At 72.4% G+C, this 23030-nt stretch carries 17 protein-coding genes; 12 read left to right on the top strand and 5 right to left on the bottom strand.

All coding sequences use genetic code 11. The annotated features are described in order from the left end of the window. The first annotated feature begins 124 nt into the window (after window positions 1-124). The 3 genes from PYS65_RS12710 to PYS65_RS12700 all read left to right on the top strand — a co-directional run bounded on the left by PYS65_RS12710 (window position 125) and on the right by PYS65_RS12700 (window position 1963). Window positions 125-877 (top strand): GntR family transcriptional regulator, encoded by a 753-nt coding sequence (locus PYS65_RS12710; RefSeq protein ID WP_279334065.1) that lies wholly within the window; start codon window positions 125-127, stop codon window positions 875-877. Window positions 878-1295: 418 nt separating this feature from the next. Continuing rightward, entirely contained in the window at window positions 1296-1484 is a 189-nt protein-coding gene (locus PYS65_RS12705; RefSeq protein ID WP_279334064.1) for an SPOR domain-containing protein, read from the top strand. 65 nt (window positions 1485-1549) lie between these two features. Further along, a complete protein-coding gene (locus PYS65_RS12700) occupies window positions 1550-1963 on the top strand; it encodes an NUDIX hydrolase (protein WP_279334063.1) in 414 nt (137 codons plus the stop codon). Window positions 1964-2058: 95 nt separating this feature from the next. On the opposite strand, the gene PYS65_RS12695 is transcribed toward PYS65_RS12700, so the two are convergent. Beyond that, window positions 2059-2850, bottom strand: coding sequence for a DUF2249 domain-containing protein (locus PYS65_RS12695; protein WP_279334062.1), 792 nt, complete (start codon window positions 2848-2850; stop codon window positions 2059-2061). A gap of 88 nt (window positions 2851-2938) precedes the next feature. On the opposite strand from PYS65_RS12695, the gene PYS65_RS12690 reads away from it, so the two are divergent. From PYS65_RS12690 to PYS65_RS12660, 7 genes are all read left to right on the top strand, one after another. Next, the gene (locus tag PYS65_RS12690) at window positions 2939-3706 is read left to right on the top strand and encodes a helix-turn-helix transcriptional regulator (protein WP_279334061.1); all 768 of its coding nucleotides are present in this window, start codon (window positions 2939-2941) and stop codon (window positions 3704-3706) included. A gap of 257 nt (window positions 3707-3963) precedes the next feature. Beyond that, complete coding sequence (locus PYS65_RS12685; RefSeq protein WP_279334060.1) at window positions 3964-5052, top strand: hypothetical protein; 1089 nt, start codon at window positions 3964-3966, stop codon at window positions 5050-5052. Window positions 5053-5225: 173 nt separating this feature from the next. Further along, complete coding sequence (locus tag PYS65_RS12680) at window positions 5226-7904, top strand: multicopper oxidase domain-containing protein (RefSeq protein ID WP_279334059.1); 2679 nt, start codon at window positions 5226-5228, stop codon at window positions 7902-7904. A gap of 182 nt (window positions 7905-8086) precedes the next feature. Further along, window positions 8087-8494 (top strand): ATP-binding protein, encoded by a 408-nt coding sequence (locus tag PYS65_RS12675; protein WP_279337932.1) that lies wholly within the window; start codon window positions 8087-8089, stop codon window positions 8492-8494. A 291-nt stretch (window positions 8495-8785) separates the two neighbouring features. Then, window positions 8786-11554, top strand: a complete 2769-nt coding sequence (locus PYS65_RS12670) for a SpoIIE family protein phosphatase (protein ID WP_279334058.1) — start codon at window positions 8786-8788, stop codon at window positions 11552-11554. A gap of 43 nt (window positions 11555-11597) precedes the next feature. Further along, window positions 11598-12155 carry a GNAT family N-acetyltransferase gene (locus tag PYS65_RS12665; protein ID WP_279334057.1) on the top strand — a complete coding sequence of 186 codons (558 nt, stop codon included), beginning with the start codon at window positions 11598-11600 and terminating at the stop codon, window positions 12153-12155. 86 nt (window positions 12156-12241) lie between these two features. Continuing rightward, window positions 12242-13372 carry a glycoside hydrolase family 18 protein gene (locus PYS65_RS12660; protein ID WP_279334056.1) on the top strand — a complete coding sequence of 377 codons (1131 nt, stop codon included), beginning with the start codon at window positions 12242-12244 and terminating at the stop codon, window positions 13370-13372. A 5-nt stretch (window positions 13373-13377) separates the two neighbouring features. Here PYS65_RS12660 and PYS65_RS12655 read toward each other — a convergent pair whose 3' ends face one another. From PYS65_RS12655 to PYS65_RS12640, 4 genes are read right to left on the bottom strand one after another with little or no spacing between them, the layout of a single operon-like run. After that, complete coding sequence (locus PYS65_RS12655; RefSeq protein ID WP_279334055.1) at window positions 13378-14142, bottom strand: succinate dehydrogenase/fumarate reductase iron-sulfur subunit; 765 nt, start codon at window positions 14140-14142, stop codon at window positions 13378-13380. Next, a complete protein-coding gene (locus PYS65_RS12650) occupies window positions 14139-16118 on the bottom strand; it encodes a fumarate reductase/succinate dehydrogenase flavoprotein subunit (protein WP_279334054.1) in 1980 nt (659 codons plus the stop codon). The genes PYS65_RS12655 and PYS65_RS12650 overlap by 4 nt, the downstream gene beginning before the upstream one ends. An 18-nt stretch (window positions 16119-16136) precedes the next feature. Next, window positions 16137-16973, bottom strand: a complete 837-nt coding sequence (locus PYS65_RS12645) for a hypothetical protein (RefSeq protein WP_279334053.1) — start codon at window positions 16971-16973, stop codon at window positions 16137-16139. Between the two features lie 48 nt (window positions 16974-17021). Continuing rightward, window positions 17022-17315, bottom strand: coding sequence for a hypothetical protein (locus PYS65_RS12640; protein WP_109376825.1), 294 nt, complete (start codon window positions 17313-17315; stop codon window positions 17022-17024). 302 nt (window positions 17316-17617) lie between these two features. On the opposite strand from PYS65_RS12640, the gene PYS65_RS12635 reads away from it, so the two are divergent. Together PYS65_RS12635 and typA are read left to right on the top strand one after the other, a co-directional pair. Next, window positions 17618-20119 (top strand): ABC transporter family substrate-binding protein, encoded by a 2502-nt coding sequence (locus tag PYS65_RS12635; protein ID WP_279334052.1) that lies wholly within the window; start codon window positions 17618-17620, stop codon window positions 20117-20119. 386 nt (window positions 20120-20505) lie between these two features. Beyond that, on the top strand, window positions 20506-22422 hold the full coding sequence (typA, locus tag PYS65_RS12630) for a translational GTPase TypA (RefSeq protein ID WP_279334051.1): 1917 nt from the start codon (window positions 20506-20508) through the stop codon (window positions 22420-22422). Window positions 22423-23030 lie beyond the last annotated feature (608 nt).

Below are 23030 nucleotides of genomic sequence, written 5' to 3'. Positions count from 1 at the left end.
TGCCTGGGTAAAGACCATGGCGCGGACCCTTCATCACTTCGAGTGATTCTCTGGCCTTCGCTTGCCCGGTACAACCTGCGGTTGCCACCCTGTCGCTATCTGTACAACCTGACGGGAGCGGCCAGTGACATTCGGTGAGCAGCCGGCATATCTGCGTGTCGCGGGTGATCTCCGTAAGAAGATCGTCGACGGTCGGCTGCCCCCGCACACCCGTCTCCCGTCCCAGGCGAGGATCCGCGAGGAGTACGGCGTCTCCGACACGGTCGCGCTGGAGGCGCGCAAGGTGCTCATGGCGGAGGGCCTGGTCGAGGGCCGCTCCGGCTCGGGTACCTACGTCCGGGAGCGGCCCGTCCCCCGGCGCATCGCCCGTTCGGGGTTTCGTCCGGAGCGTGGCGCCACCCCGTTCCGGCAGGAGCAGGCGGACGGGAGCGTGCAGGGCACCTGGGAGTCGAGCAGTGCGCAGGCCGATGCCTGCGGGGCCGTCGCCGAGCGGCTCGAGATCGAGCCGGGCGACCGGGTGATGCGCACCCGGTACCTCTTCCGGGAAGCGGGCGAGCCGATGATGCTCTCCACCTCCTGGGAGCCGCTCGCCCTGACCGGCCGGACGCCCGTGATGCTGCCCGAGGAGGGCCCGCTCGGCGGCATGGGCGTGGTCGAGCGCATGCGCGCCATCGACGTGATCGTGGACAACGTCACCGAGGAGGTCGGCGCCCGCCCCGGCCTCGCCGAGGAACTGGCGTCGCTGGGCGGTGTCCCCGGCCACGTCGTCCTGGTCGTCCGGCGCACGTACTACGCCTCGGGCCGCCCGGTCGAGACGGCCGACGTGGTGATCCCCGCCGACCGCTACCGGGTCGCGTACCACCTTCCGGTGAAGTAGCCGCCCCGTCCCGGGAGAGCGTGGGCGGCGGCTCCGGGAGATGGCGGGCGGAGGTCCCGGGAGATCGTCCCGGAGCCGCCGCCGGGCACGAAGCGCTCCCCCTGCGCCCCGTCCCCGCGTCCGGGAGGGGGGAGGGGCGGCGGCGTGCCCGGTCGGGCAGCGTAGAAATCTGGCCGTTCTCGCAGGTGGCCCCCGAGCCGGGGAGGCCGGGGCGGCATGCCGCTGACCGGATACGTCGGGCTTGCGTACGGCGCGTTCGCCACCGTGCGCCCCCTGGGTACTGGCCGGTTGCGTACCTCTTTGTGCAAACCCATGTTCGCTGCGTAAAGGCAAGGCGTAGGCTCGGGCATATGCGGATTGGGGTTTCCTTACCGGGCTGGGCGCGGCGCAGGTCGCGGGCGGGAAGTGGAGGGGCGCGATGAGCGACGGCACGGCCACACTTCCCTGGCTGGTGGTGCGGCAGGACGACAACGGCAACCGGTACCGCGTGGGCCGGTACGCCACCCGGGCCGAGGCACAGAAGATCGCGGACAGTCTCGACGCCCGCGGACACCAGCAGCTGTACTGGGTCGAGCGCATCGGGCAGAACGCGACGGCCGCCGACTGATCTCACGCGTCCCGGTAGGGTCCCGTTCGACTGCGGTTCGGGCGAGCGGAAACGGGACGGGTTCGGTGCTGATCGACACGGTGGCCTGGGTGCGGATCGAGAAGGGCCGCATCCTGTGCGCGCGCCCGCGCGGAAAGGACGTCTTCTACATCCCCGGCGGCAAGCGCGAGGGGGCGGAGAGCGACGTCGAGACGCTGCTGCGGGAGATCGAGGAAGAGCTCGCGGTCGTACTCGACCCGGACACGGCCGTCCACGTGGGCACGTACGAGGCGGCGATCCCCGGCACCCTCGGGACCCCCGGCCTTCCGGAGGGCGCGGTCGTCCGGATGGCCTGCTACACCGCCGAGGGCGAGGGGGAGCCGGAGCCGAGCAGCGAGATCGAGGAGATGGCCTGGTTCTCGTACGCCGACCGGGAGCTGGTGCCCCCCGTGGACCAGTTGCTCTTCGACGACCTGGCCGCCACCGGCGAACTCACCTAGCCCGCCCGGACCTCGCACCCTCCGCCCGCCCTCGCGCGCACGTCCGGGGCCTCACCGCCGGTTCGCGGTGAGGCCCCGGACGCCGTTCTGCCCGCTCAGCGGCGGGTGAGCAGCAGGCGCCAGGCATCCGGGCCCCGCTCCAGGTACTCGACCGCGAAGACGCCGGGGTTGCGCCGCTCGAGCTGGCCCAGCAGTGGCAGCGGGTCGTGCGGGGCGATCAGCACCATGGCGCGGCCCGCGGGAACGGCGTCGAGGGCGCCGAAGACCGTGGCGTGGCGCAGGGCGTGCGGGACGGCGCGGGCGTCCAGTTCGGGCACGTCGGCCTCGTCGTGGCCACCGCAGCCGCAGGCGCCGCCGGACTGCTGCCCGCCTTCCGCGGCCGCGTGGCCCTCGGTGTCGTCATGGCCGCCCAGGAGGTCGTGCATCCCGTCGAGCAGTCCGGCGAGGGAGACCTCGGAAGAGGCCGCGATCAGCGGCAGTACGAGGTCGTTCTCCTTGTCCAGGTGCTCCTCGAAGAGCACCTGGAGCGCGCGGGCGTCGCCCGCCGCGCGGGCCGGGGAGGGAGCGGAGCGCAGCGCCTCCACCAGCTCCGTGATCCTGCGGTGCTCGGCGAGCATGCCCTCGATCAGCAGACGGGCCTCCGCGGTTCTGTGCGCCGCGGGGTAGAGGGCCGACTCCTCGGCCTCGGCGTGCGGGAGAAGTTGCCGGTCGCAGAAGGCGACGAGGCCGGCCCGGATGTCCTCGGCCGAGGCGGGGTCGCGGTCCAGCGCGTCGAGCAGCATCGTGACCCGCCCGCCCAACTCGCCTGCCAGCTGGGCGTGGTGAGCCTCGACGGCTTCGACGGCCGCGGCCTCCTCGGGGTCCGACGCGATGGTGAGAGTGCTCATGCGGAGTCTCCAGCGGTTGAGGTGCGCCGTGCGGCTCGGATCGAGCCGGGCGGCCGGACGGACGCTGCGCCTCGAATATACTACGGACATGTCCGTGGAAAATAAGCCGCCACTCCCGGGCGGCGGAGCCGATGACCGGCCGCCCGTGTCCCGGCAGCGCAACGCCGTCCTCCAGCACCTGCGCGGTCAGCCGCGGCCCACCACGGCCACCGCGCTCGCGCGCGAGTGCGGGCTGCACGTCAACACCGTCCGGGAGCACCTGGACGCGCTGGTGGAGATCGGGCTCGCGGTCCGCGAGCGGGCGCCGGCCGCCGGGCGCGGCCGACCCGCCTGGCGCTACCGTTCCCAGCCGCCGCAGCGGTCCGCCGTCCGGGAGTACGCCGGTCTGGCCGCCGTGCTCGCCGCGCAGATCGCCCGGACCGGCGCCGATCCGCGAGCGGACGCCCTGGCCGCCGGGGAGGAGTGGGGCCGCGCCCTGACGGCCGGCCAGGAGCCTCCCGCGAGCCCGGCGGAGGCCCGCGAGCGGGTGCTGGCGCTGCTCGACGAGATCGGCTTCGCACCGGAGGCCGACGAGGCGGGGCGGCTGCAGGGCGAGGAACGGGTGCGGCTGCCGCGATGCCCCTTCATCGAGGTCGCCCTCGAGTACCCCGGTGTGATCTGCAACGTCCACGCGGGGCTGGCCCGGGCGGGTTACGCCGCGCTGGGCGGCGACCCGGAGGGGGTCTCCCTGCACCCCTTCGCCGAGCCGGGTGCCTGCCGCCTCCACTTCGCCACCGGCCCGGAGGACGCCACCGGCCCGGACCCGGCAGGGGGAGGCCCGAAGGCCGCGACCGACCCGGACGGGGACCTCGGATGACCCCCACCGAAGCCCCGGAGCCAACCCCGGACCCGGACCTAACTCCGGACCCGGACCCGACCCCGACCCCGGACCCGGACCCGGACCCGGACCCGACCCCGACCCCGGACCCGGACCCGGACCCGGACCCGACCCCGGACCCGGACCTGGCTCCGGACCCGGACCCGGACCTGGCTCCGGACCCGATCCCGACCCCGATCCCGACCCCGACCCCGACCCCGACCCAGGCCGCCCGTCGGGCCGGTGCTCGTCGGGCGGTGCTGCTGTTGCCGGCCGGGCTCGCCCTGCTGGCCGGGCTGGACGCCGCGCTGCTGCTGCTCGGGCTGCCCGCCCCGGTCACCGCCGACCGGCTGCCGGAGGTCCACGGCGTGCTCATGGTCCTGGGGTTCGTCGGGACGCTGATCGCGCTCGAACGGGCCGTCGCGCTGGGCCGCCCCTGGGGGTACCTCTCCCCCGGTTCGCTGGGCGCGGGCGGCCTGCTGCTGATCAGCCCGGCGGACCTCCGCGTCGGGCAGGGGCTGTTCGTCCTCGGCACCGCCCTGCTGCTCGCCCTGTACGTCCGCTTCTGGCGCCGCCAACCCGGCCCCGCCCTGGCGGGCCAGGCCGCGGGCGCGGTCTCGGCACTCGGCGCGGCCCTGCTGTGGCTGGGCGGACTGGACGTGCCCCGGCTGCTGCCCTGGCTGGTCGCCTTCCTGGTGCTGACCATCGCGGGGGAGCGGCTGGAACTGGCCAGGGTGGCCTTCCTGGCACCGCGCACCGAGCAGACCTTCCTCGCCTGCGTCGGGGCCGTCCTGGCCGGCACCGCCGCCACCCTGCTGTGGCCCGCCCCCGGCACCCTGCTGCTCGCCGTCGCACTGCTCGCCCTGGTCGCCTGGCTGACCACGTACGACGTCGCCCGCCGCATGCTGCGCTCGACCGGGCTGCCCCGGTTCTCGGCCGCCTGCCTGCTGGCCGGGTACGCCTGGCTCGGCCTGGCGGGTGCGCTGTGGCTGCTGGACGGGCCGATCGCCGACGGCCCCCGCTACGACGCCCTGGTGCACTGCGTCTTCCTGGGCTTCGTCATCTCGATGATCATGGCGCACGCCCCGGTGATCCTGCCCGCCGTGCTGCGCCGCCCGCTGCCGTACCGCCCGGTGCTGGCCGTCCCCGCCTGGCTGTTGCACCTCTCGCTGGCGCTACGCGTCCTCCTCGGTGACCTGCGCGACTCCCCCTCGGCCTGGCGGGTGGGCGGGGTCCTCGACATCGTCGCCGTCCTGCTGTTCGTCGGGACGGCGGCGGCCCTGTTCCTGACCGCCGGCGCGGCGCCGCGCACCGAGCCACGACCCGCGGAGAAGCAGGCCCAATGACCGTGAACCCCTCCTCCAGAAGCCCTGAGACACCCGAGACGCCTGAGGCACCCGATACACCCGGGGCACCTGAAACCCCTCGAGCACCCGGAGTCCCCGGAGCACTCGGGATCCCCGTAGGGATGCCGTCGTCCGGGCGGTCGCGACCACCCCGTGCCTCCTGGCACCTGAGGGTGAACGCCGTGGTGGTGGGCTGGCTGGTGCTCTTCGCCGTCGCCGCGCTGGTCCACCCCTTCGTACCGGCGGCCCGCTGGCTGCTCGTCCATCTGCTGCTGCTCGGGGCGGTGAGCAACGCCGTCGTCATCTGGTCGGGGCACTTCGCCGCCTCCGTACTGCGGCTGCCCGAGGCCGACCGGGGAGCCCCGGCGGCGCTGCGGCTGGCCGGCCTCAACACCGGGGCCGTCGCCGTGATCACCGGCCTGCTCACCGGCCACTGGCCCGTCGTGCTCGCGGGCGGCACGCTGGTCGCCACCGCCGTCGCGGTCCACGCCGTCTGGCTGGTCCGCCTGCTGCGGCGGGCCCTGCCCAGCCGCTTCGCCCTGACCGTGCGCTACTACGTCGCGGCCGCCGCGCTGCTGCCGGCGGGAGCGGCGATGGGCGTGATCATGGCCCGCGGCGATCTCTCCGACCACGGTGCCGCCCGCCTGCTGATCGCCCACGAGATGGTCAACCTCCTCGGCTGGCTCGGTCTCACGGTGGCCGGAACCCTCGTCACCCTGTGGCCGACGATGCTGCGCACCCGGGTGGCGGACGGCGCGGAGAAGGCGGCCCGCACCGCCCTGCCGGTCCTGCTCGGCGGCCTCGGCGCGGCCGTCCTCGCGGCGCTCACACTGCCGCCGGCACCGACCGCGGCCGGGGTCGGCGTCTTCGTGGCGGGGCTGGTGCTCGGGGGCGTCCCCCGGGTCCGCGAGGCGCGGGTACGGACGCCGTCGTCGTTCGCGGCCTGGTCGGTGGCGGCGGGAACGGTCTGGCTGCTCGGCGCGCTGGCCGCGCTCACGGCGATCCTGCTGACCTCGCCGTCCTGGCCCGCGGTGGTGGAGCGGACGGCGTCGCTGACCGCCCCGCTGGCCGGGGGCTGGATGGCACAGGTGCTCATGGGCGCGCTGAGTTTCCTGGTGCCGGTGGTGCTCGGGGGCGGGCCCACCGCCGTACGGGCCACCACCGCGGCACTGGAGCGAGGCGGCCCGGCCCGGCTGACCCTCGTCAACCTGTCGCTGCTGCTGTGTGTGCTGCCGGTGCCGAGCGTGGTGCGCGTGATCAGTTCGACGGTGCTGCTGGGGGCGCTGGTGGCCTTCCTGACGCTGCTGGTCACAGCCGTACGGACGAGGGCGACGGCCCGGACGGCGGCCCGGTCGGCGCCCCAGCCGGAGGCCCGGCCCGCGGTGCCGCGGCAGCGCCCGTACCGGGTGCTGGGCGGTGTGGCCGTCGGTGTGGCGGTGGCGGTGCTGGCCGTCGCCGGCGGCGGTGCGGCGGACGTACGCTCCCTGCCCGTGACCGGCTCGTCCGACGATGCCGCGGCCGCCACCGAGGACGGCGAGGCGGTGCCGCCCACCGGCCGGACCACCACGGTGACGGTCACCGTTCGCGGCATGCGCTTCACACCGGACACCGTCGAGGTGCCCGCGGGCGACCGGCTGGTGATCGAGGTGCACAACCTCGGGACCGACCAGCACGACCTGGTCCTGGAGACCGGCGCCCGCACCGCCCGGCTGGCCCCGGGGAAGCAGGGCACGCTCGACGCGGGCGTCGTCGGACGGGACCTGGACGGATGGTGCTCCGTGGTGGGCCACCGGCAGATGGGCATGGTGCTCACCGTCGAGGCCACCGGTTCCCCCGGGCCGGCCGCGGAGGGCACGGCGGGGCGCGAGGGGCGCGAGGGGCATGAGGGACACGAGAGTCACGAGGGGAGCGCTTCGGCCGCCGACGGCAGCGGCGGCGAGGAGACGGCGCGGAACTCCGCCGAGGAGGCCTTCGACCCCATGGCCCAACCGCCCGCCGGATTCACCGGCCGTGACGCGCAGTTGCCGCCCGCACGCGAGGACACCGCTCCCCGGACACACCGCAGGACCCTGACCGTGCGCGACGCCGTACGCGAGGTCGCCCCGGGCGTCAGGCAGCGGCTGTGGACGTTCGACGGGACCGCTCCCGGGCCCGTGCTGCGCGGACGGGTCGGCGACGTCTTCGAGATCGAACTCGTCAACAGCGGAACGATCGGCCACTCCGTCGACTTCCACGCCGGAGCCCTGGCGCCGGACCGGCCGATGCGCACGATCCCGCCCGGCGAGTCGCTGACCTACCGGTTCACCGCCACCCGCAGCGGTGTGTGGATGTACCACTGCTCCACGATGCCCATGTCGCTGCACATCGCCAACGGCATGTTCGGGGCCGTCGTCATCGATCCGCCGGACCTGCCGGAGGCCGACCGCGAGTACCTGCTGGTCCAGTCGGAGCTCTACCTCGGTCCGCAGGGCGGGACCGCCGACCCGGACAAGCTGACGGCCCAGCGGCCCGACGCCGTCGTCTTCAACGGATACGCCCACCAGTACGCCCGCGACCGGCTGACCGCGCGCACCGGCGAGCGGGTACGGGTGTGGGTGCTCGACGCCGGACCGAACCGGTCGAGCGCCTTCCACGTGGTCGGCGGCCAGTTCGACACGGTGTACCAGGAGGGCGCCCACCGGCTCCGCCCGGACGATCCCGGCGACGGCGGCGCGCAGATCCTCTCGCTGGCCCCGGGATCGGGAGGATTCGTCGAACTCACCTTCCCCGAGGCGGGTACCTATCCGTTCGTCTCGCACATCATGAGCGACGCCGAGCGCGGGGCCCGCGGTGCGTTCGAGGTGACGAACTGACGAACCGGCGAACTGACGGCCCGATGAGCTGACGGCCCGGTGCCCGGTGCCCGGTGCCAGATGACCGGTGCCCGATGACCGATGCCCGTACGCGCGGTACTCGGACCGGTATCCCGGGTATGTGCCTATTGGCCCCATGAAGGCTGATATGGGGAGCCTGTTGTCAGCCCCGAGTGACGGAAGTGGTCCGCGTGATCGACACCGAAGGCGACCGGGTCACGTGGACCTTCCCCGCGGAGCCGGGTGCCGTGGGTGCCGCGCGCTCCACGGTCCGCGCGCAGTTGCACGGCTGGGGGCTCGACGGCGTCGGTGACCTGGCGGCCCTGCTGGTCAGCGAGCTGGTCACCAACGCCCTGCGGCACGCAACCGGTCCCATCGGCGTCTGCCTGTCGCGTTCCTCCGGACCGGACGGCGTCCTGCGGGTCGAGGTCTCCGACCCGCTGCCGGACCTCCCGCACGAGCGGGTCGCCCGGGCCGAGGACGAGGGCGGGCGCGGGCTGCAGCTCGTCGCCCGCACCACCCGCCGCTGGGGCACCCGGCCGGGCGAGGTCGGCAAGACCGTGTGGTTCGAACTCACGGTGCCCGAGTGAGGCGTTCGCGCCCGGCTGAAACGAGGCGCTGTGCCATGCCTCGCCCGTGTACGCGCGGGCCACTCCTGTCGAGCGGCCGGTTCCGGCCCCTGATGGTTGTCGAAGAAGGGGGTTCGACGACGTGTCCGCTGGTTAGAAGACTGGGAGTGTTCTCACAGTTCGGACCGAAAAGCATCGGGAGCGTGCTGTGATCGTGAACACCGTGTTGTGCGGCGCCGTAGTGCTGGATACTGCGGGCAGCCGCCCCCGGCGACCGGTGCCGGACGCGGTGAGCTGGAGGGGACGGTTCGCGTGAGCGAGATACCAGCGAAGGCCACGGAGTCCAAGGACCCGTCGGACGGCGCAAGGGCCGAGGCCACTGACGGCCTCACTTCAGGCGATCCCACGTCCGGCGGAGTTCCGTCCGCCGGCGTTTCTCCCGTCGAGGCCCTGGCCGCCGACGCCTCTTCCGTCGCCCCTTCCGGCACTCCTCCCTCCGTCGGCGGTCCGGCCGTCGACGGGATGTGGCAGAGCAGCCCTCCCGGCTCCATGTACGACTACATAAGGGTCGCGTCCTTCTCCATCGGCCCCGACGGACTGGTCGACCAGTGGAGCCTGCGCGCCGAACAGCTCCTCGGCATCCCGGCGGCGCGGGCCGTCGGCATGGACCCCATCGCGGCGTTCGTCGACCCGGACCGGCGTGAGCGGGGCCAGCGCAAGATGGCCGAGATCCTCGACGGCCGGGAGTGGACCGGAGTCGTGCCCTTCCGGATCCCCGACACCGTGGACGACGAGCCCGACCGGGAGGGGGTCGCCGAGGTCTACGTCATGCCGACGCGCACCGAGGACGGCGAGAAGGCAGCCGTCTGCATCGTCGTCGACGTGCGCACCCTGCGCAGCATCGAGACCGATCTCGCCGCCTCGCAGGCCATATTCGGCCAATCTCCTTTCGGCTTCCTGCTGATCGACCCCGACCTGCGGGTGCGCCGCGCCAACCAGCAGTTCGCGTCCACCTTCGGCGGCGTGCCCGACGACCACCGGGGCAAGGGCGTCCACGACTACCTGCCGCGCGCCGAGGCCGAGCGGGTGGCCGCGACCATGCGCAGGGTGCTGGAGACCGGCGAGTCCATCACGGACATGCACGTCACCGGATTCGTCCCGGACACCGACGGGCACCGCCACTGGTCGGTCAACCTCTACCGCGTGCACAGCGGCAGCGGCCGTCCCATCGGCATCGCCTGGCTGGGAATCGACATCACCGCCCGCCGTGCCGCCGCCCGCGAGGCCGCCGCGGCACGGCGCAACCTCGCCCTGCTCAACGAGGCCGGCGCCCGGATCGGCAATTCCCTCGACCTGGAGACCACGGCCCGTGAACTCCTGGACGTGGTCGTCCCCGGCTTCTGCGACCTGGCCACCGTCGACCTCTACCAGGGGCTGCTGGCCGGCGACGAGACCCCGCCGGGACTGGCCGACGGCAGTGCGGACGTGCGCCGCGTCGCCTTCGCCAGCGCCGTCTCCGGAGCTCCGTTCAGCGTCACCGGCGAACCCGTCAAGCTGGGCGCCGTCCACAACTACGCGTTCAACTCGCCGTGCGCGGACGCCCTGCGCACCGGCCGCCCGCGACTGGTGCCGGGCGAGGAGGGCGGGCTGGTGCGGACCACGCTCGCCGTGCCGATGGTCGCCCACGACACGGTGGTCGGGCTCGCCCAGTTCGCCCGTACCAAGGGCAGCGAGCCGTTCGGGGACCGCGACCGCGACCTCGCCGTGGAACTGGCCGCGCGCGCCGCCGTCTGCATCGACAACGCCCGCCTCTACCGGCGCGAGCACGAACGCGCCCTGCTGCTGCAGCGGTCCCTGCTGCCGCCCGGCGACCCGGAGGCCTCCGGCCTCGACATCGCCTGCCGCTACCTGCCCGGCAGCGCGGCGACCGGCCGGTCCGGCGAGGTCGGCGGCGACTGGTTCGACGTCATCGAACTGCCCGGCCACCGCACCGCGTTGGTCGTCGGGGACGTGATGGGGCGGGGACTGCGCGCGGCGGTGGCCATGGGCGAACTGCGCAGCGCCGTCCGCACCCTGGCCCAGCTCGACCTCGAACCCGCCGAGGTGCTCTCCCATCTGGACGAGATCGTCCAGGGGCTCGGCGCCCCCGGAGGGGTCCAGCAGGCGACCCGGGCCGCCCGCCGCCCCCGGGAGGCCGACCTCTCCGAGGTCTACCTGGCGACCTGCGTCTACGCGGTCTACGACCCGGTGACCAGGCGGTGCACCTTCGCCAACGCGGGCCATCTGCCCCCGGTCCTGGTCGAACCGGGGGAGGCCGCCCTGATGCTGGACGTGCCGCCGGGCATGCCGCTCGGCGTCGGCGGGGAGCCCTTCGAGGAGGTCGAGGTCGAACTGCCCGAGGGCGCCCTGCTCGCGCTCTACACGGACGGGCTGGTCGAAAGCCGCGACCACCCCCTCGACGAGGGCCTCCAGGCCTTCGTGGGCGCCCTCACCGACCCGCCCCACCCGCCGTCCGGCCACCACCCCGCGACGACGGCACCGCACGCCGGCACCCACCGGGACCTGGAGGACGTCTGCGACCACGTCCTCAACACCCTCGACACCCACCACGGCGAGGACGACATCGCGCTGCTGATGGCCAGGGTCCAGGGACTGCCCGCCGACTCCGTCGGCGACTGGACGCTGCCGCGCGAGCCCCGCAGCGTGGGCCGCGCCCGCGAGCACGCCCGCACGCGCCTGCTCGCCTGGGGCCTGGAACCCCTCGTCGACACCGCGGAACTCCTGGTCAGCGAGCTGGTCACCAACGCCCTGCGCTACGGCGAGGGAGAGATCAGGCTCCGCCTCCTGCTCGACCGCACCCTGGTCTGCGAGGTCTGGGACGCCGGCCTGGTCCAGCCGCGCCGCCGCCGCGCCCGCGACACCGACGAGGGCGGCCGCGGCCTCCAGCTCGTCGGCCTGCTCAGCGCGGCCTGGGGCTCCCGCCGCACCCCCCGCGGCAAGACCGTCTGGTTCGAACTCCCCCTCCCCAACGGCGAAACCCCCCTCCCCGACCCCTCCGAAGCCCTCCTGAGCCTGTACTGACCCCGACACGTCGACCGACCGCCGTCCGGCTACGCTCGCACCCATGTCCTCGATCCCGTTACGCCTGGCAGCCGACACCCTCACCCTGCGGCCCTGGAACCCGGAGGACTCCGCCGGCCTGGCCGAGTTGTTCCAGGACGAGGCGATGCGCCGCTGGACGAGCGCCGACGTGCACGACGAGGCGAGCGCGACGCGCTGGGTGACGGCACAGCAGCGGGGCTGGGAGACGGGGGACAGGTTCGCGTTCGCCGTGCGGGAGACGGGAGTTCCCGGCTCCACGCCGCGGCTCGTCGGCCACGTCGTCCTCAAGTACGCGGCCAGGGGATCGGGTTGTGCCGAGGTGGGTTACTGGACCGCGGCACACGCCCGCGGCCGGGGAGTGGCCCACCGGGCTCTGACGGCGCTGACCGACTGGGCGTTCGAGGCCTTCGCCCGGGAAGGCCTGACCCGCCTGGAACTGGTGCACCAGGCCGACAACATGGCGTCCTGCCGCGTCGCCGAGAAGGCCGGTTTCGCACGGACCGGTGTCCTCCCGGCCGCACCACCCGCCTCCCCCCTGGACGGACACGTGCACGAACGGCACGCTTCCCCCGACGCCTGAAACGCAACCGCGGGCCCCCCGTCCTCGTCCTCCTCCGCAAGATCAGCCGTGCGGCCCGGACGGGCCGGCGGCGGAGGGGACGCGCGATGTCAGGTACGGAGCCCACGAAGTCCACTGAACGCACGGAGCCCACTGAACCCGCGGAGTCGGCCGCCCCCGGACCCGCTGACGCGGAGCACACCCGGGACCGGCCGGGTGGACGGCCCCGGAGCTGGAAGCGCCGGCTCATGTGGGCCGCGCTCGCGGTCGTGCTCGTCGTCCTGGTGCCGCTGCTGACCGCCGGGGCGGTGCTGCGGGTCAACTTCGCCGGCGACCCCGCCGACGGGACGTACACCCGGGGCCGGGACGCCCTCTGGCTCGGGCACGCCTGGGTCGACGGGCGGAAGAAGGACGCCGACGTCACCGCGCTGGCCCGTCGGCTCGACGGCACCGGCATCCGCGACCTGTACGTCCACACGGGACCCATGGAGCACGACGGCACCCTGCCCGAGTCCCGGTACCCCGAGGCCGGCTGGCTGATCGACGCCGTGCACCGCGAGCTGCCCGGCGTCCGCGTCCAGGCCTTCCTCGGCGACGTCCTCGCCACCGAGGGCCCCGACGGCATGCGCCTGGAACGCACTGCCACCCGCGCCGCCGTCGTCCGCAGCGCCGGTCAGGTCCTGGACGTGGGCTACGACGGCGTCCACCTCGACCTGGAGCCCCTGCACTCCGGCGACCGGGACTACCTCTCCCTCCTGGACGACCTGCGGGCCGTCACCCGTGCCCGGGACGCGCAACTGTCCGTGGCCGCCCACCAGATCGACCCGCTGCCGGCCCTGCACACCGTCGCCGGTCTCTTCGCCGAGCACCCCAAGTGGTGGTCCCAGGAGTTCTTCGGCCAGGTCGCCCGGCGCGTCGACCAGATCGTCGTGATGTCGTACGACACGGCGCAGCCGCTGGAGGGCACGTACGGCGGTTACGTGGCCCTGCAGACCTCCCTCGCCCTGGAGGTCACCCCGCCCACCACTCATCTGCTGATGGGCCTGCCCTTCTACCACGAGAGCAACTTCAGCCACTGGGGCCATGCCGAGACCGTCGCCGCCGCCGTGCGCGGCGTCCGCCTCGGCCTCTCCCGAACGGACGCCGACCGGAAGCTCTTCGGTGTCGCCCCGTACATCGACTTCGCGGCGACGGAGACGAACTGGGACGAGTACCGGGAGGGCTGGGTGACCCCCTGACGACTCTAACGCCGCCTGATCTTCGATCCCAGCCACACCAGCGGGTCGTACTTGCGGTCGGCCGCCCGTTCCTTCAGCGGGATCAGCGCGTTGTCCGTGATCTTGATGCCTTCGGGGCACACCTCCGTGCAGCACTTGGTGATGTTGCAGTAGCCGAGTCCGTGCTCGTCCTGGGCCGTGGCCCCGCGGTCCAGGCCGGTGTCCTCGGCGGCGTCCAGCGGATGCATGTCCAGCTCCGCCACCCGCATCAGGAACCGCGGCCCCGCGAACGCCTGCTTGTTCTCCTCGTGGTCGCGGACCACATGGCAGACGTCCTGGCACAGGAAGCACTCGATGCACTTGCGGAACTCCTGGGAGCGGTCCACGTCCTCCTGCGTCATCCGGTACTCGCCGGGCCCGAGGCCCTCCGGCGGTACGAAGGCGGGCACCTGACGGGCCTTCGTGTAGTTGAAGCCGACGTCGGTCACCAGGTCGCGGATCACCGGGAAGGCCCGCAGCGGGGTCACCGTGATCGTCTCGTCCCGGTCGAACACCGACATCCGGGTCATGCACAGCAGCCGGGGACGCCCGTTGATCTCCGCCGAGCACGAACCGCACTTGCCGGCCTTGCAGTTCCAGCGCACGGCCAGGTCGGGGGCCTGGGTGGCCTGGAGCCGGTGGACGATGTCGAGGACCACCTCGCCGTCGTTCACCTCGACCCGGAAGTCCTCCAGGCCGCCGCCCCCGACATCCCCCCGCCACACCTTGAAGCGGGCCTCATAGCTGCTCACTCGTACAGCTCCTCTTCGGCGAGGTACTTGACCAGCTCCTCCTTCTCGAAGAGGGCGAGCAGGTCGGGGCGGATGGGTTCGGTGGTCTCCCGGGTCAGGGTGATCTGGCCGCGCTCCGGGGCGGTGGCCGCGGTGCCGCCGGTGGGATCGGTCATCGCGCACAGCAGATTGACGTTGCGCCAGGCGCGTTCCATCGCGGAGTGGTCCTCGCGGGTGTGCCCGCCGCGCGACTCGGTGCGCTCCCGCGCGGCCCGTGCCACACACTCGCTGACCAGCAGCATGTTCCGCAGGTCCAGGGCGAGGTGCCAGCCCGGGTTGAACTGCCGGTGCCCCTCGACCCCGGCCCGGCGCGCCCGCCCCCGCAGCTCGGCGAGCTTGTGCAGGGCCTCCTCCATCTCGTGCTCCCGGCGGATGATGCCGACCAGGTCGTTCATCGTCTGCTGGAGTTCCTGGTGCAGGGTGTACGGGTTCTCCGGAGCGGGCGCCGGCCCCTTCGCCGGCTCCCCGGCCCCGGCCCCGGCCTCGGCGGAGAAGGGGCGCAGGGCCTCCGCCGCCGCGGCGTCGACCTGGGCGTCGTCCACCCGGGGCCGCCCGGCGCCTGCCCCGGCATCCCGCCCGGCGGGGTACGCCCCCGCGTGCTCGGCCGCGTGCAGGCCCGCCCGGCGCCCGAACACCAGCAGGTCGGACAGGGAGTTCCCGCCCAGCCGGTTGGAGCCGTGCATCCCGCCGGCCACCTCACCGGCCGCGAACAGCCCCGGCACCCCGCGCGTCGCCGCCGTGTCGGAGTCGACGGCGATGCCGCCCATCACGTAGTGGCAGGTCGGCCCGACCTCCATCGCCTCCGCCGTGATGTCGACGTCCGCCAGCTCCTTGAACTGGTGGTACATCGACGGCAGCCGGCGCTTGATGACGTCGGCGGGCATCCGGGTGGACACGTCCAGGAAGACCCCGCCGTGCGGGGAGCCGCGGCCCGCCTTGACCTCGGCGTTGATCGCGCGGGCGACCTCGTCGCGGGGGAGCAGTTCGGGGGGACGCCGGTTGCGGTCCGGGTCGTCGTACCAGCGGTCGCCCTCCTCCTCGGACTCGGCGTACTTCTCCTTGAAGACGTCCGGCACGTAGTCGAACATGAACCGCTTGCCCTCGGAGTTGCGCAGCACCCCGCCGTCGCCGCGCACCGACTCGGTGACCAGGATGCCCTTCACCGACGGCGGCCAGACCATGCCCGTCGGATGGAACTGCACGAACTCCATGTTGAGCAGCGGGGCCCCGGCCAGCAGCGCCAGCGCGTGGCCGTCCCCGGTGTACTCCCACGAGTTCGACGTCACCTTGAACGACTTGCCGATGCCACCCGTCGCGAGGACCACGGCGGGCGCCTCCAGCACGAAGAAACGGCCGGACTCCCGCTCGTAGCCGAAGACGCCGGAGACACGGGGCCCGTCCTTCAGCACCCGGGTGACCGTGCACTCCTGGAAGACCTTCAGCCGGGACTCGTACTCCCCGGTCTCCCGGAAGTCCTCCTGCTGGAGCGCGACGATCCGCTGCTGGAGGGTGCGGATCAGCTCCAGGCCGGTGCGGTCGCCGACGTGCGCGAGGCGGGGGTACTCGTGGCCGCCGAAGTTGCGCTGCGAGATCCGGCCGTCCTTGGTCCGGTCGAACAGGGCGCCCCAGGTCTCCAGCTCCCACACCCGCTGCGGCGCCTCCCGGGCGTGCAGCTCGGCCATCCGCCACTGGTTGAGGAACTTCCCGCCGCGCATGGTGTCGCGGAAGTGGACCTGCCAGGTGTCGTGCTCGTTGGCGTTGGCCATGGCGGCGGCGATGCCGCCCTCGGCCATCACGGTGTGCGCCTTGCCGAACAGCGACTTGCAGATCACCGCCGTACGCGCCCCCCGCTCGCGTGCCTCGATGGCGGCGCGCAGCCCGGCGCCGCCCGCACCGACCACGACGACGTCCCATTCCTGCCGGTCGACCACGGTCATCTCAAAGGGCCCCACTCATCAGAAGAAGCGCGGATCGTCGAAGGCGCCGGACGCGAGGAGATAGACGTAGAAGTCGGCGACCGCCACGCTCACCAGCGACGCCCAGGCGAGCTGCATGTGCCGGGCGTTCAGCCGGCTCACCCACTGCCACATCCGGTAGCGCACGGGATGCTTCGAGAAGTGCTTGAGTTTTCCGCCGACGATGTGCCGGCAGGAGTGACAGGAGATGGTGTACAGCCAGATCAGTGCGATGTTGACCAGGAAGACGAGGGTGCCGAGCCCCATGTGGCCCCACGCGTAGTGCTCGTCGCGGAAGGCGAGGACGGTGTCGTAGGTCAGCACCCCGGCGACCAGGAGCGCCGCGTAGAAGAAGTACCGGTGGACGTTCTGCAGGATCAGCGGGAAGCGGGTCTCCCCGGAGTACTTCCGGTGCGGCTCGGCCACCGCGCAGGCCGGCGGTGCGGCCCAGAAGCCCCGGTAGTAGGCCTTGCGGTAGTAGTAGCAGGTCAGGCGGAAGCCGAGCGGGAAGACCAGGATGATGATCGCCGGTGAGATGCCCCACCAGCCGCCGAACAGCTCCCAGTTGGGTCCGGCGCGCATCGTCTCGCAGTTCTCCGCGAGGCACGGGGAGTAGAACGGCGAGACGTACGGCGCCGCGTAGTAGTCGGCGTTCGCGAAGGCCCGCCAGGTCGAGTAGACGACGAAGGCGAGCAGACCGGCCGCGGTGGCGGCCGGGGCCAGCCACCAGCGGTCGGTCCGCAGATGCGGAGCGGCGATCGCGGCGCGGGTACCGGTGCGCACACCGGTACGTCGGGGGTGGGGTTCGGTGGCAGGGGGTTCCGTACCAGTGGCCACTTGTCCGCTCCGGTAGGGGTCAGGGGGGCACTGCGGGTCCGGCGGGGGTCAGGGGGCGCGGCGGTCGCGGACGCCGAGGCCCTCGTCGTCCGAGTCCACCCACAGGGAGGGGTCGTACGGCGTGTCGGAGATGGTGACGAGATCGGGCCGCTTCGGTGCGGTGGTCCCGGCCGTGGCCGTCTCCCGCAGCAGAGCGACGCTCTCCCGCAGATGATTGGTGTCGGATCGGACGCGGCGCATCTCCAGGCCGCCGCTGCCGAGCTGTTTCTCCAGGCGTCCCACCGACCGGATCAGGTCGTCGAGGCTGCGCTGGACGGATGCCAGTTCGTCGTGCACGGACATGACTTGCCCTCACTTCCCGCGGGTCCTTCAGGGTCCTTCAGGCCCAAGGCGGCAACGTTCATGCGCCTGAGAGTGTCGCGCGTCACACCTTGCGCTGTGAAGGGATGTGCACCGATTGGCCGAGGCGCAGGGGTGCATCGTGCGGTGCGCTGCTCCGTACGGGTGAGCTTCCCGCCCGTGGTCGTCGTGTCGCTCTCGGTTGCCGAACCCTTTCCTCTTCAGTGGCCGCATACATCAGATGAACACCAAAGATACAGACAAAAGTGATCATAACGTCCGTGGCTCCCCGGAGGTAACCAGAGATGTCCCACGACGGCGTCGCCCCGCGCGCGGTCATGCGCTCGGTCGTCTTCCTCACCGCGGGCGCTCTCGTGGTGCCCGCGCTGGCCGGATGCAGTTCCGACGACCCGGCCGGCCGGCCCCTCGCCGCGGGGGACGTCGCCCGCGCCGACCGCACGTCGATCGCCGACGGCGGCACCCTGCGCTGGGCGGTGGACACCGTCCCGGACACCCTGAACACCTTCCAGTCGGACGCCGACGCCACCACCACCCGGATCGCGCAGGCCGTCCTGCCGTCGATGTACCGGATGGACGACCGGGGCCGCCCGGTGCGCAACGCCGACTACCTGGAGTCCGCCGAGGTCGTCGAGACCGAGCCCCGGCAGGTCGTCCTCTACCGGCTCAACCAGCAGGCCGTCTGGAGCGACGGCCGCGAGATCGGCGCCGCCGACTTCGCCGCCCAGTGGCGCGCCCTGTCCGGCGAGGACACCGCCTACTGGACCGCCCGCAACGCCGGCTACGACCGCATCGAGAAGATCGAGCGCGGCAAGGACGACCTGGAGGTCAAGGTCACCTTCAGCCGCCCCTACGCCGACTGGAAGTCCCTGTTCACCCCGCTGTACCCGAAGGACGTCATGGGTGCCCCGGACTCCTTCAACGACGGGGCCCGCAAGAAGCTGAAGGTCACCGCCGGCCCGTTCGAGGTGAAGAAGGTCGACCGTAAGGGCGACGAGGTCACCCTCACCCGCAACGCCCGCTGGTGGGGCGAGCCGCCCCGGCTCTCGACGATCGTGCTGCGCGCGGTGCCCCGCGACGAACGGATCGCCGCGCTCACCGCCGGCACCCTGGACCTGGCCGAGATCGACGCCACCGGCGCCCGCCGCATCGTCGCCGCCGGCCCGCGGGGCGAAAGCGCACGCGGGAGCGAGGAGGGCGGCGAGCGGAAGAGCGAACCGGACGGGAAGGGAGAGGCCGAACGGGTGAGCGCGCCCTTGGCCGGCCCGCTCGCCGCCGGCCGGTCCGCCGCCCACGCCCTGCGCTCCTGGGCCGTCGCGAACGGCTCCGACGAGGACGCCGCCGACAAGGAGATCTCCGCCCGCAAGCAGCAGCGCAAGGCCGCCGCGACGCACGCACGTCAGCAGAAGACCCTCAGCGGGTTCGAGGTGCGCAAGTCGCTGGAGCCCGCCTACACCCAGCTCGCCCTCAACGGCGACGAAGGCCCGCTCGCCGACGAGCGGGTCCGCCGCGCCGTGGCCCGCGCCCTGGACCGGGAGGCCCTGGCGAAGGCGGTCCTCGAACCGCTCGACCTGCCCGCCGAGCCTGTCGGCAGCCATGTCGCGCTGTCCGGGCAGGCCGCCTACGCCGACGGGAGCGGCGCCCTCGGCGCCCAGGACACCGCGGAGGCGCGCGCCCTGCTCGCGGACGCCGGCTGGGTGCCGGGGGGCCCGGTCGACCAGGAGAAGGACGAGAAGAAGGAGAAGGCCGAGAAGGCCGAGAAGGAGGAGAAGGCCGGGAAGGCCGGGAAAGACGGGAAGGACGAGAAGGACGAGAAGGACGAGAAGAAGGGGGACAAGGAGGAGGGGGACACGGAGGAAGAGGACGGCGAGAAGGCGGCCGGTGCGGAGGGCGAGAAGGCCGGGTCGTCCGACAAGAGCTCCAAGAGCGGGTCGAAGCGCGACGACGACGGCACGTACACCGTCGGCGAGGACGACGCGGCGAAGGACGACGCGGCGAAGGACGACGCGGCGAAGGACGACGCGGCGAAGGACGACGCGGCGGACGACGACAAGAGCGGTGACGGCGGCACGGCGGAGCACCTCGCCCAGGACAGCACCGAGCACACCCGGCTGCACCGGGACAGCGCCCCCGGCGCCTACGCACCCAAGGGCACCGCCGCCCCCGCCCAGGCGGAGAACGCCCCGCTCGCCAAGGACGGCAAGGCGCTCACGCTCGACTTCGTGCTCCCCTCCGGACCCGGCTCCCAGATCCTGGGCGCCGTGGCCGACCGGATCGCACGGATGCTGGAGCGGGTCGGTATCCGCACCGACATCTCCACGGTCGACGACGAGAGCTACTTCACGGACCACATCGCCGCCGGTGAGTACGACCTCGCCCTCTACTCCTGGCCCGCGACCGCCTTCCCCGCCACCGACGCCCGCCCGGTCTACGCCAAGCCGGTCCCGTCCGCCGACGGCTCGCTGAACGTCGGGCAGAACTACACCCGTGTCGGCACCGACCAGGTCGACCAGCTCTTCGACCAGGCCCTCACGACGCTCAACGACGCGAAACGCGCCGAGCTGCTCCGCAAGGCCGACTCCCGCATCTGGGCGGCGGCCGGATCGATCCCCCTCTACCAGCGCCCCCAGCTCACCGCGGCCCGGAAGGGCCTGGCCAACGCGGGCGCCTTCGGTTTCCGCACCCCCGTCTACGAGGACATGGGCTTCCTGAAGAAGAGCGCGCGGGGCCCGGCCGGGACACCGGCGGAGAAGACGAGGAAGCCCTCGGTCTCCTCCTCGGCGCGGTAGTCCCGGCCACCGCGCCGACGTGAGGGAGATCTCGGCACTTTTTTCGCACGCCCCGCCCCCGGCGGGGCGCCCAGCACGGGCGGCCCGCGGACGGGGCGGGCGCGGGGGACGGTTTCCCGCACTGCTGAACTGCGACGGGGCCGGACCACGGGGTTCCTGACGACGCCCGCCGCACGGGCCCCGGGCCGCCCCTGAGCGCGGGGAGCGGCCATGACGACGGGAACGTCACCGGCCCCTCGAAGCGCCCCGGGCGGAGGAGGCGCGAGTGTCCGGTTCCACGGGCCCGTAACATGGGGAGAGGCCGTGGCGTGTTCAGCCCGGCAGGGCCCGCGCACCACAGCCGTCTGCGCAGGGCGCTTCTCACCATTTCGGGAGTACGCCAACCCATGGCTTCGTCCATCCAGCGTCACGACATTCGCAACGTCGCCATCATTGCCCACGTCGACCACGGCAAGACCACCATCGTCGACGGCATGCTCAAGCAGGCAGGTGCCTTCGCCGCCCACCAGCTCGACCAGGTCGACGAGCGCATGATGGACTCCGGCGACCTGGAACGTGAGAAGGGCATCACGATCCTCGCCAAGAACACGGCGGTGAAGTACCACCCCAAGGACGGCGGGGACCCGATCACGATCAACATCATCGACACCCCCGGCCACGCCGACTTCGGCGGCGAGGTCGAGCGCGCCCTGTCGATGGTCGACGGTGTCGTGCTGCTCGTGGACTCCTCCGAGGGCCCGCTGCCCCAGACCCGCTTCGTGCTGCGCAAGGCGCTCCAGGCGAGGCTGCCGATCATCCTGTGCATCAACAAGACGGACCGGCCGGACTCCCGCATCGACGAGGTCGTCAACGAGGCCTACGACCTCTTCCTCGACCTGGACGCCGACGAGGACCAGATCGAGTTCCCGATCGTCTACGCCTGCGGCCGGGACGGCATCGCCTCGCTGACCAAGCCGGCGGACGGCACGGTCCCGACGGACTCGGACTCGCTCGAGCCGTTCTTCTCCACCATCCTGTCGCACATCCCGGCCCCCACCTACGACGAGGGCGCCCCGCTCCAGGCCCACGTCACCAACCTGGACGCCGACAACTTCCTCGGCCGGATCGCCCTGCTCCGCGTCCACCAGGGCGAGCTGAAGAAGGGCCAGACGGTCGCCTGGATGAAGCGCGACGGGTCCGTGCAGAACGTGCGGATCTCCGAGCTGATGATGACCGAGGCGCTCACCCGCAAGCCCGCCGAGAAGGCCGGCCCCGGTGACATCTGCGCGGTCGCCGGCATCCCGGACATCATGATCGGCGAGACCCTGGCCGACCCGGAGAACCCGGTTTCGCTGCCGCTGATCATGGTGGACGAGCCCGCGATCTCCATGACCATCGGCACCAACACCTCGCCGCTGGTCGGCCGCGGCAGCACCGGCAAGGGCGCCGACGCGAAGGCGGCCGTGAAGGACCGCAAGGTCACCGCCCGCCAGGTCAAGGACCGCCTGGACCGCGAGCTGATCGGCAACGTCTCGCTGCGCGTCCTGGACACCGGCCGTCCCGACGCCTGGGAGGTGCAGGGCCGAGGCGAACTGGCGCTGGCGATCCTGGTCGAGCAGATGCGCCGGGAGGGCTTCGAGCTCACCATCGGCAAGCCGCAGGTGGTCACCCGGGAGATCGACGGCAAGGTGCACGAGCCCGTCGAGCGGATGACGGTCGACGTGCCCGAGGAGCACATGGGCGCGGTCACGCAGCTCATGGGCGTCCGCAAGGGCCGCATGGACAACATGTCGAACCACGGCTCCGGCTGGGTGCGCCTGGAGTTCGTGGTGCCCTCGCGCGGACTGATCGGCTTCCGCACCGAGTTCCTCACCCAGACCCGCGGCACCGGTATCGCGCACTCCATCCACGAGGGCCACGAGCCCTGGTTCGGGCCGCTCACGACCCGTAACAACGGCTCCCTGGTCGCCGACCGGGCCGGCGCGGTCACCGCGTTCGCGATGACCAACCTGCAGGAGCGCGGTGTGCTGTTCACCGATCCCGGCACCGAGGTGTACGAGGGCATGATCGTCGGTGAGAACTCCCGTGCCGACGACATGGACGTCAACATCACCAAGGAGAAGAAGCTCACCAACATGCGGTCGGCCTCGGCCGACTCGTTCGAGGCGATCGTCCCGCCGCGCAAGCTGTCGCTGGAGCAGTCGCTGGAGTTCTGCCGCGACGACGAGTGCGTCGAGGTGACCCCGGAGTCCATCCGCATCCGCAAGGTGAACCTGGACGGCCGTGAGCGCGCCCGCGCCGCGAGCCGCGCCAAGCACGGCTGACCCGCAACGCCGCACACGTGAGAACGGCGCCGGGCACCCCTATTGCAGGGGTGCCCGGCGCCGTTCTTGTGCGTGTGCGGAATCGCACGCCGGAATCCCGGAAGGGAAAGGTAGGGATAACCCTCGATCTGGCTGGGAGGCGACCCTGAACTGGCTGACTCGCACTACTCTGCTCTGGAGGCGGGCCAGTTGCGACGGCCGACGCGCCCGGCGATGTCCGGGAAAGGCGGAAGCCGCGTCTCGTCGGCCAACGGCTTTGCCGGCCAAGCATGTTGAACGCACGGCAACCCTGAAGGGTAGCGTGCACGGCGGCCACGCTATCTGCAACGGGTTTTCCCCGCATTCGCGTCCGATATGCGGACACGCACCCCCGATAGATGTGTAACAAGTCCGTTTCGCAGGGATCTTTCACCAAACCCTTTGTCCGGATTTTGGAAGATGTAGGCCTCAGCTGTGATCGAACCGAGACCTCGTGGGTGTGGTTCGCTCCTGGCGCATGGCAGATAGTTAGGCGCGTAGAGCTCGGACGAACGGGTCACGCGCTGAAGGCGCCGACTCACGAGCGCGGGGGCACTTGACGATCTCCGACACCGGCGACGGGCGGTGGA

It is taken from the genome of Streptomyces cathayae, assembly GCF_029760955.1.
GTDB lineage: Bacteria > Actinomycetota > Actinomycetes > Streptomycetales > Streptomycetaceae > Streptomyces > Streptomyces cathayae.
The sequence above is the reverse complement of the archived record's forward strand: the minus strand, read 5'-3'. Positions and strand labels throughout refer to the sequence as shown.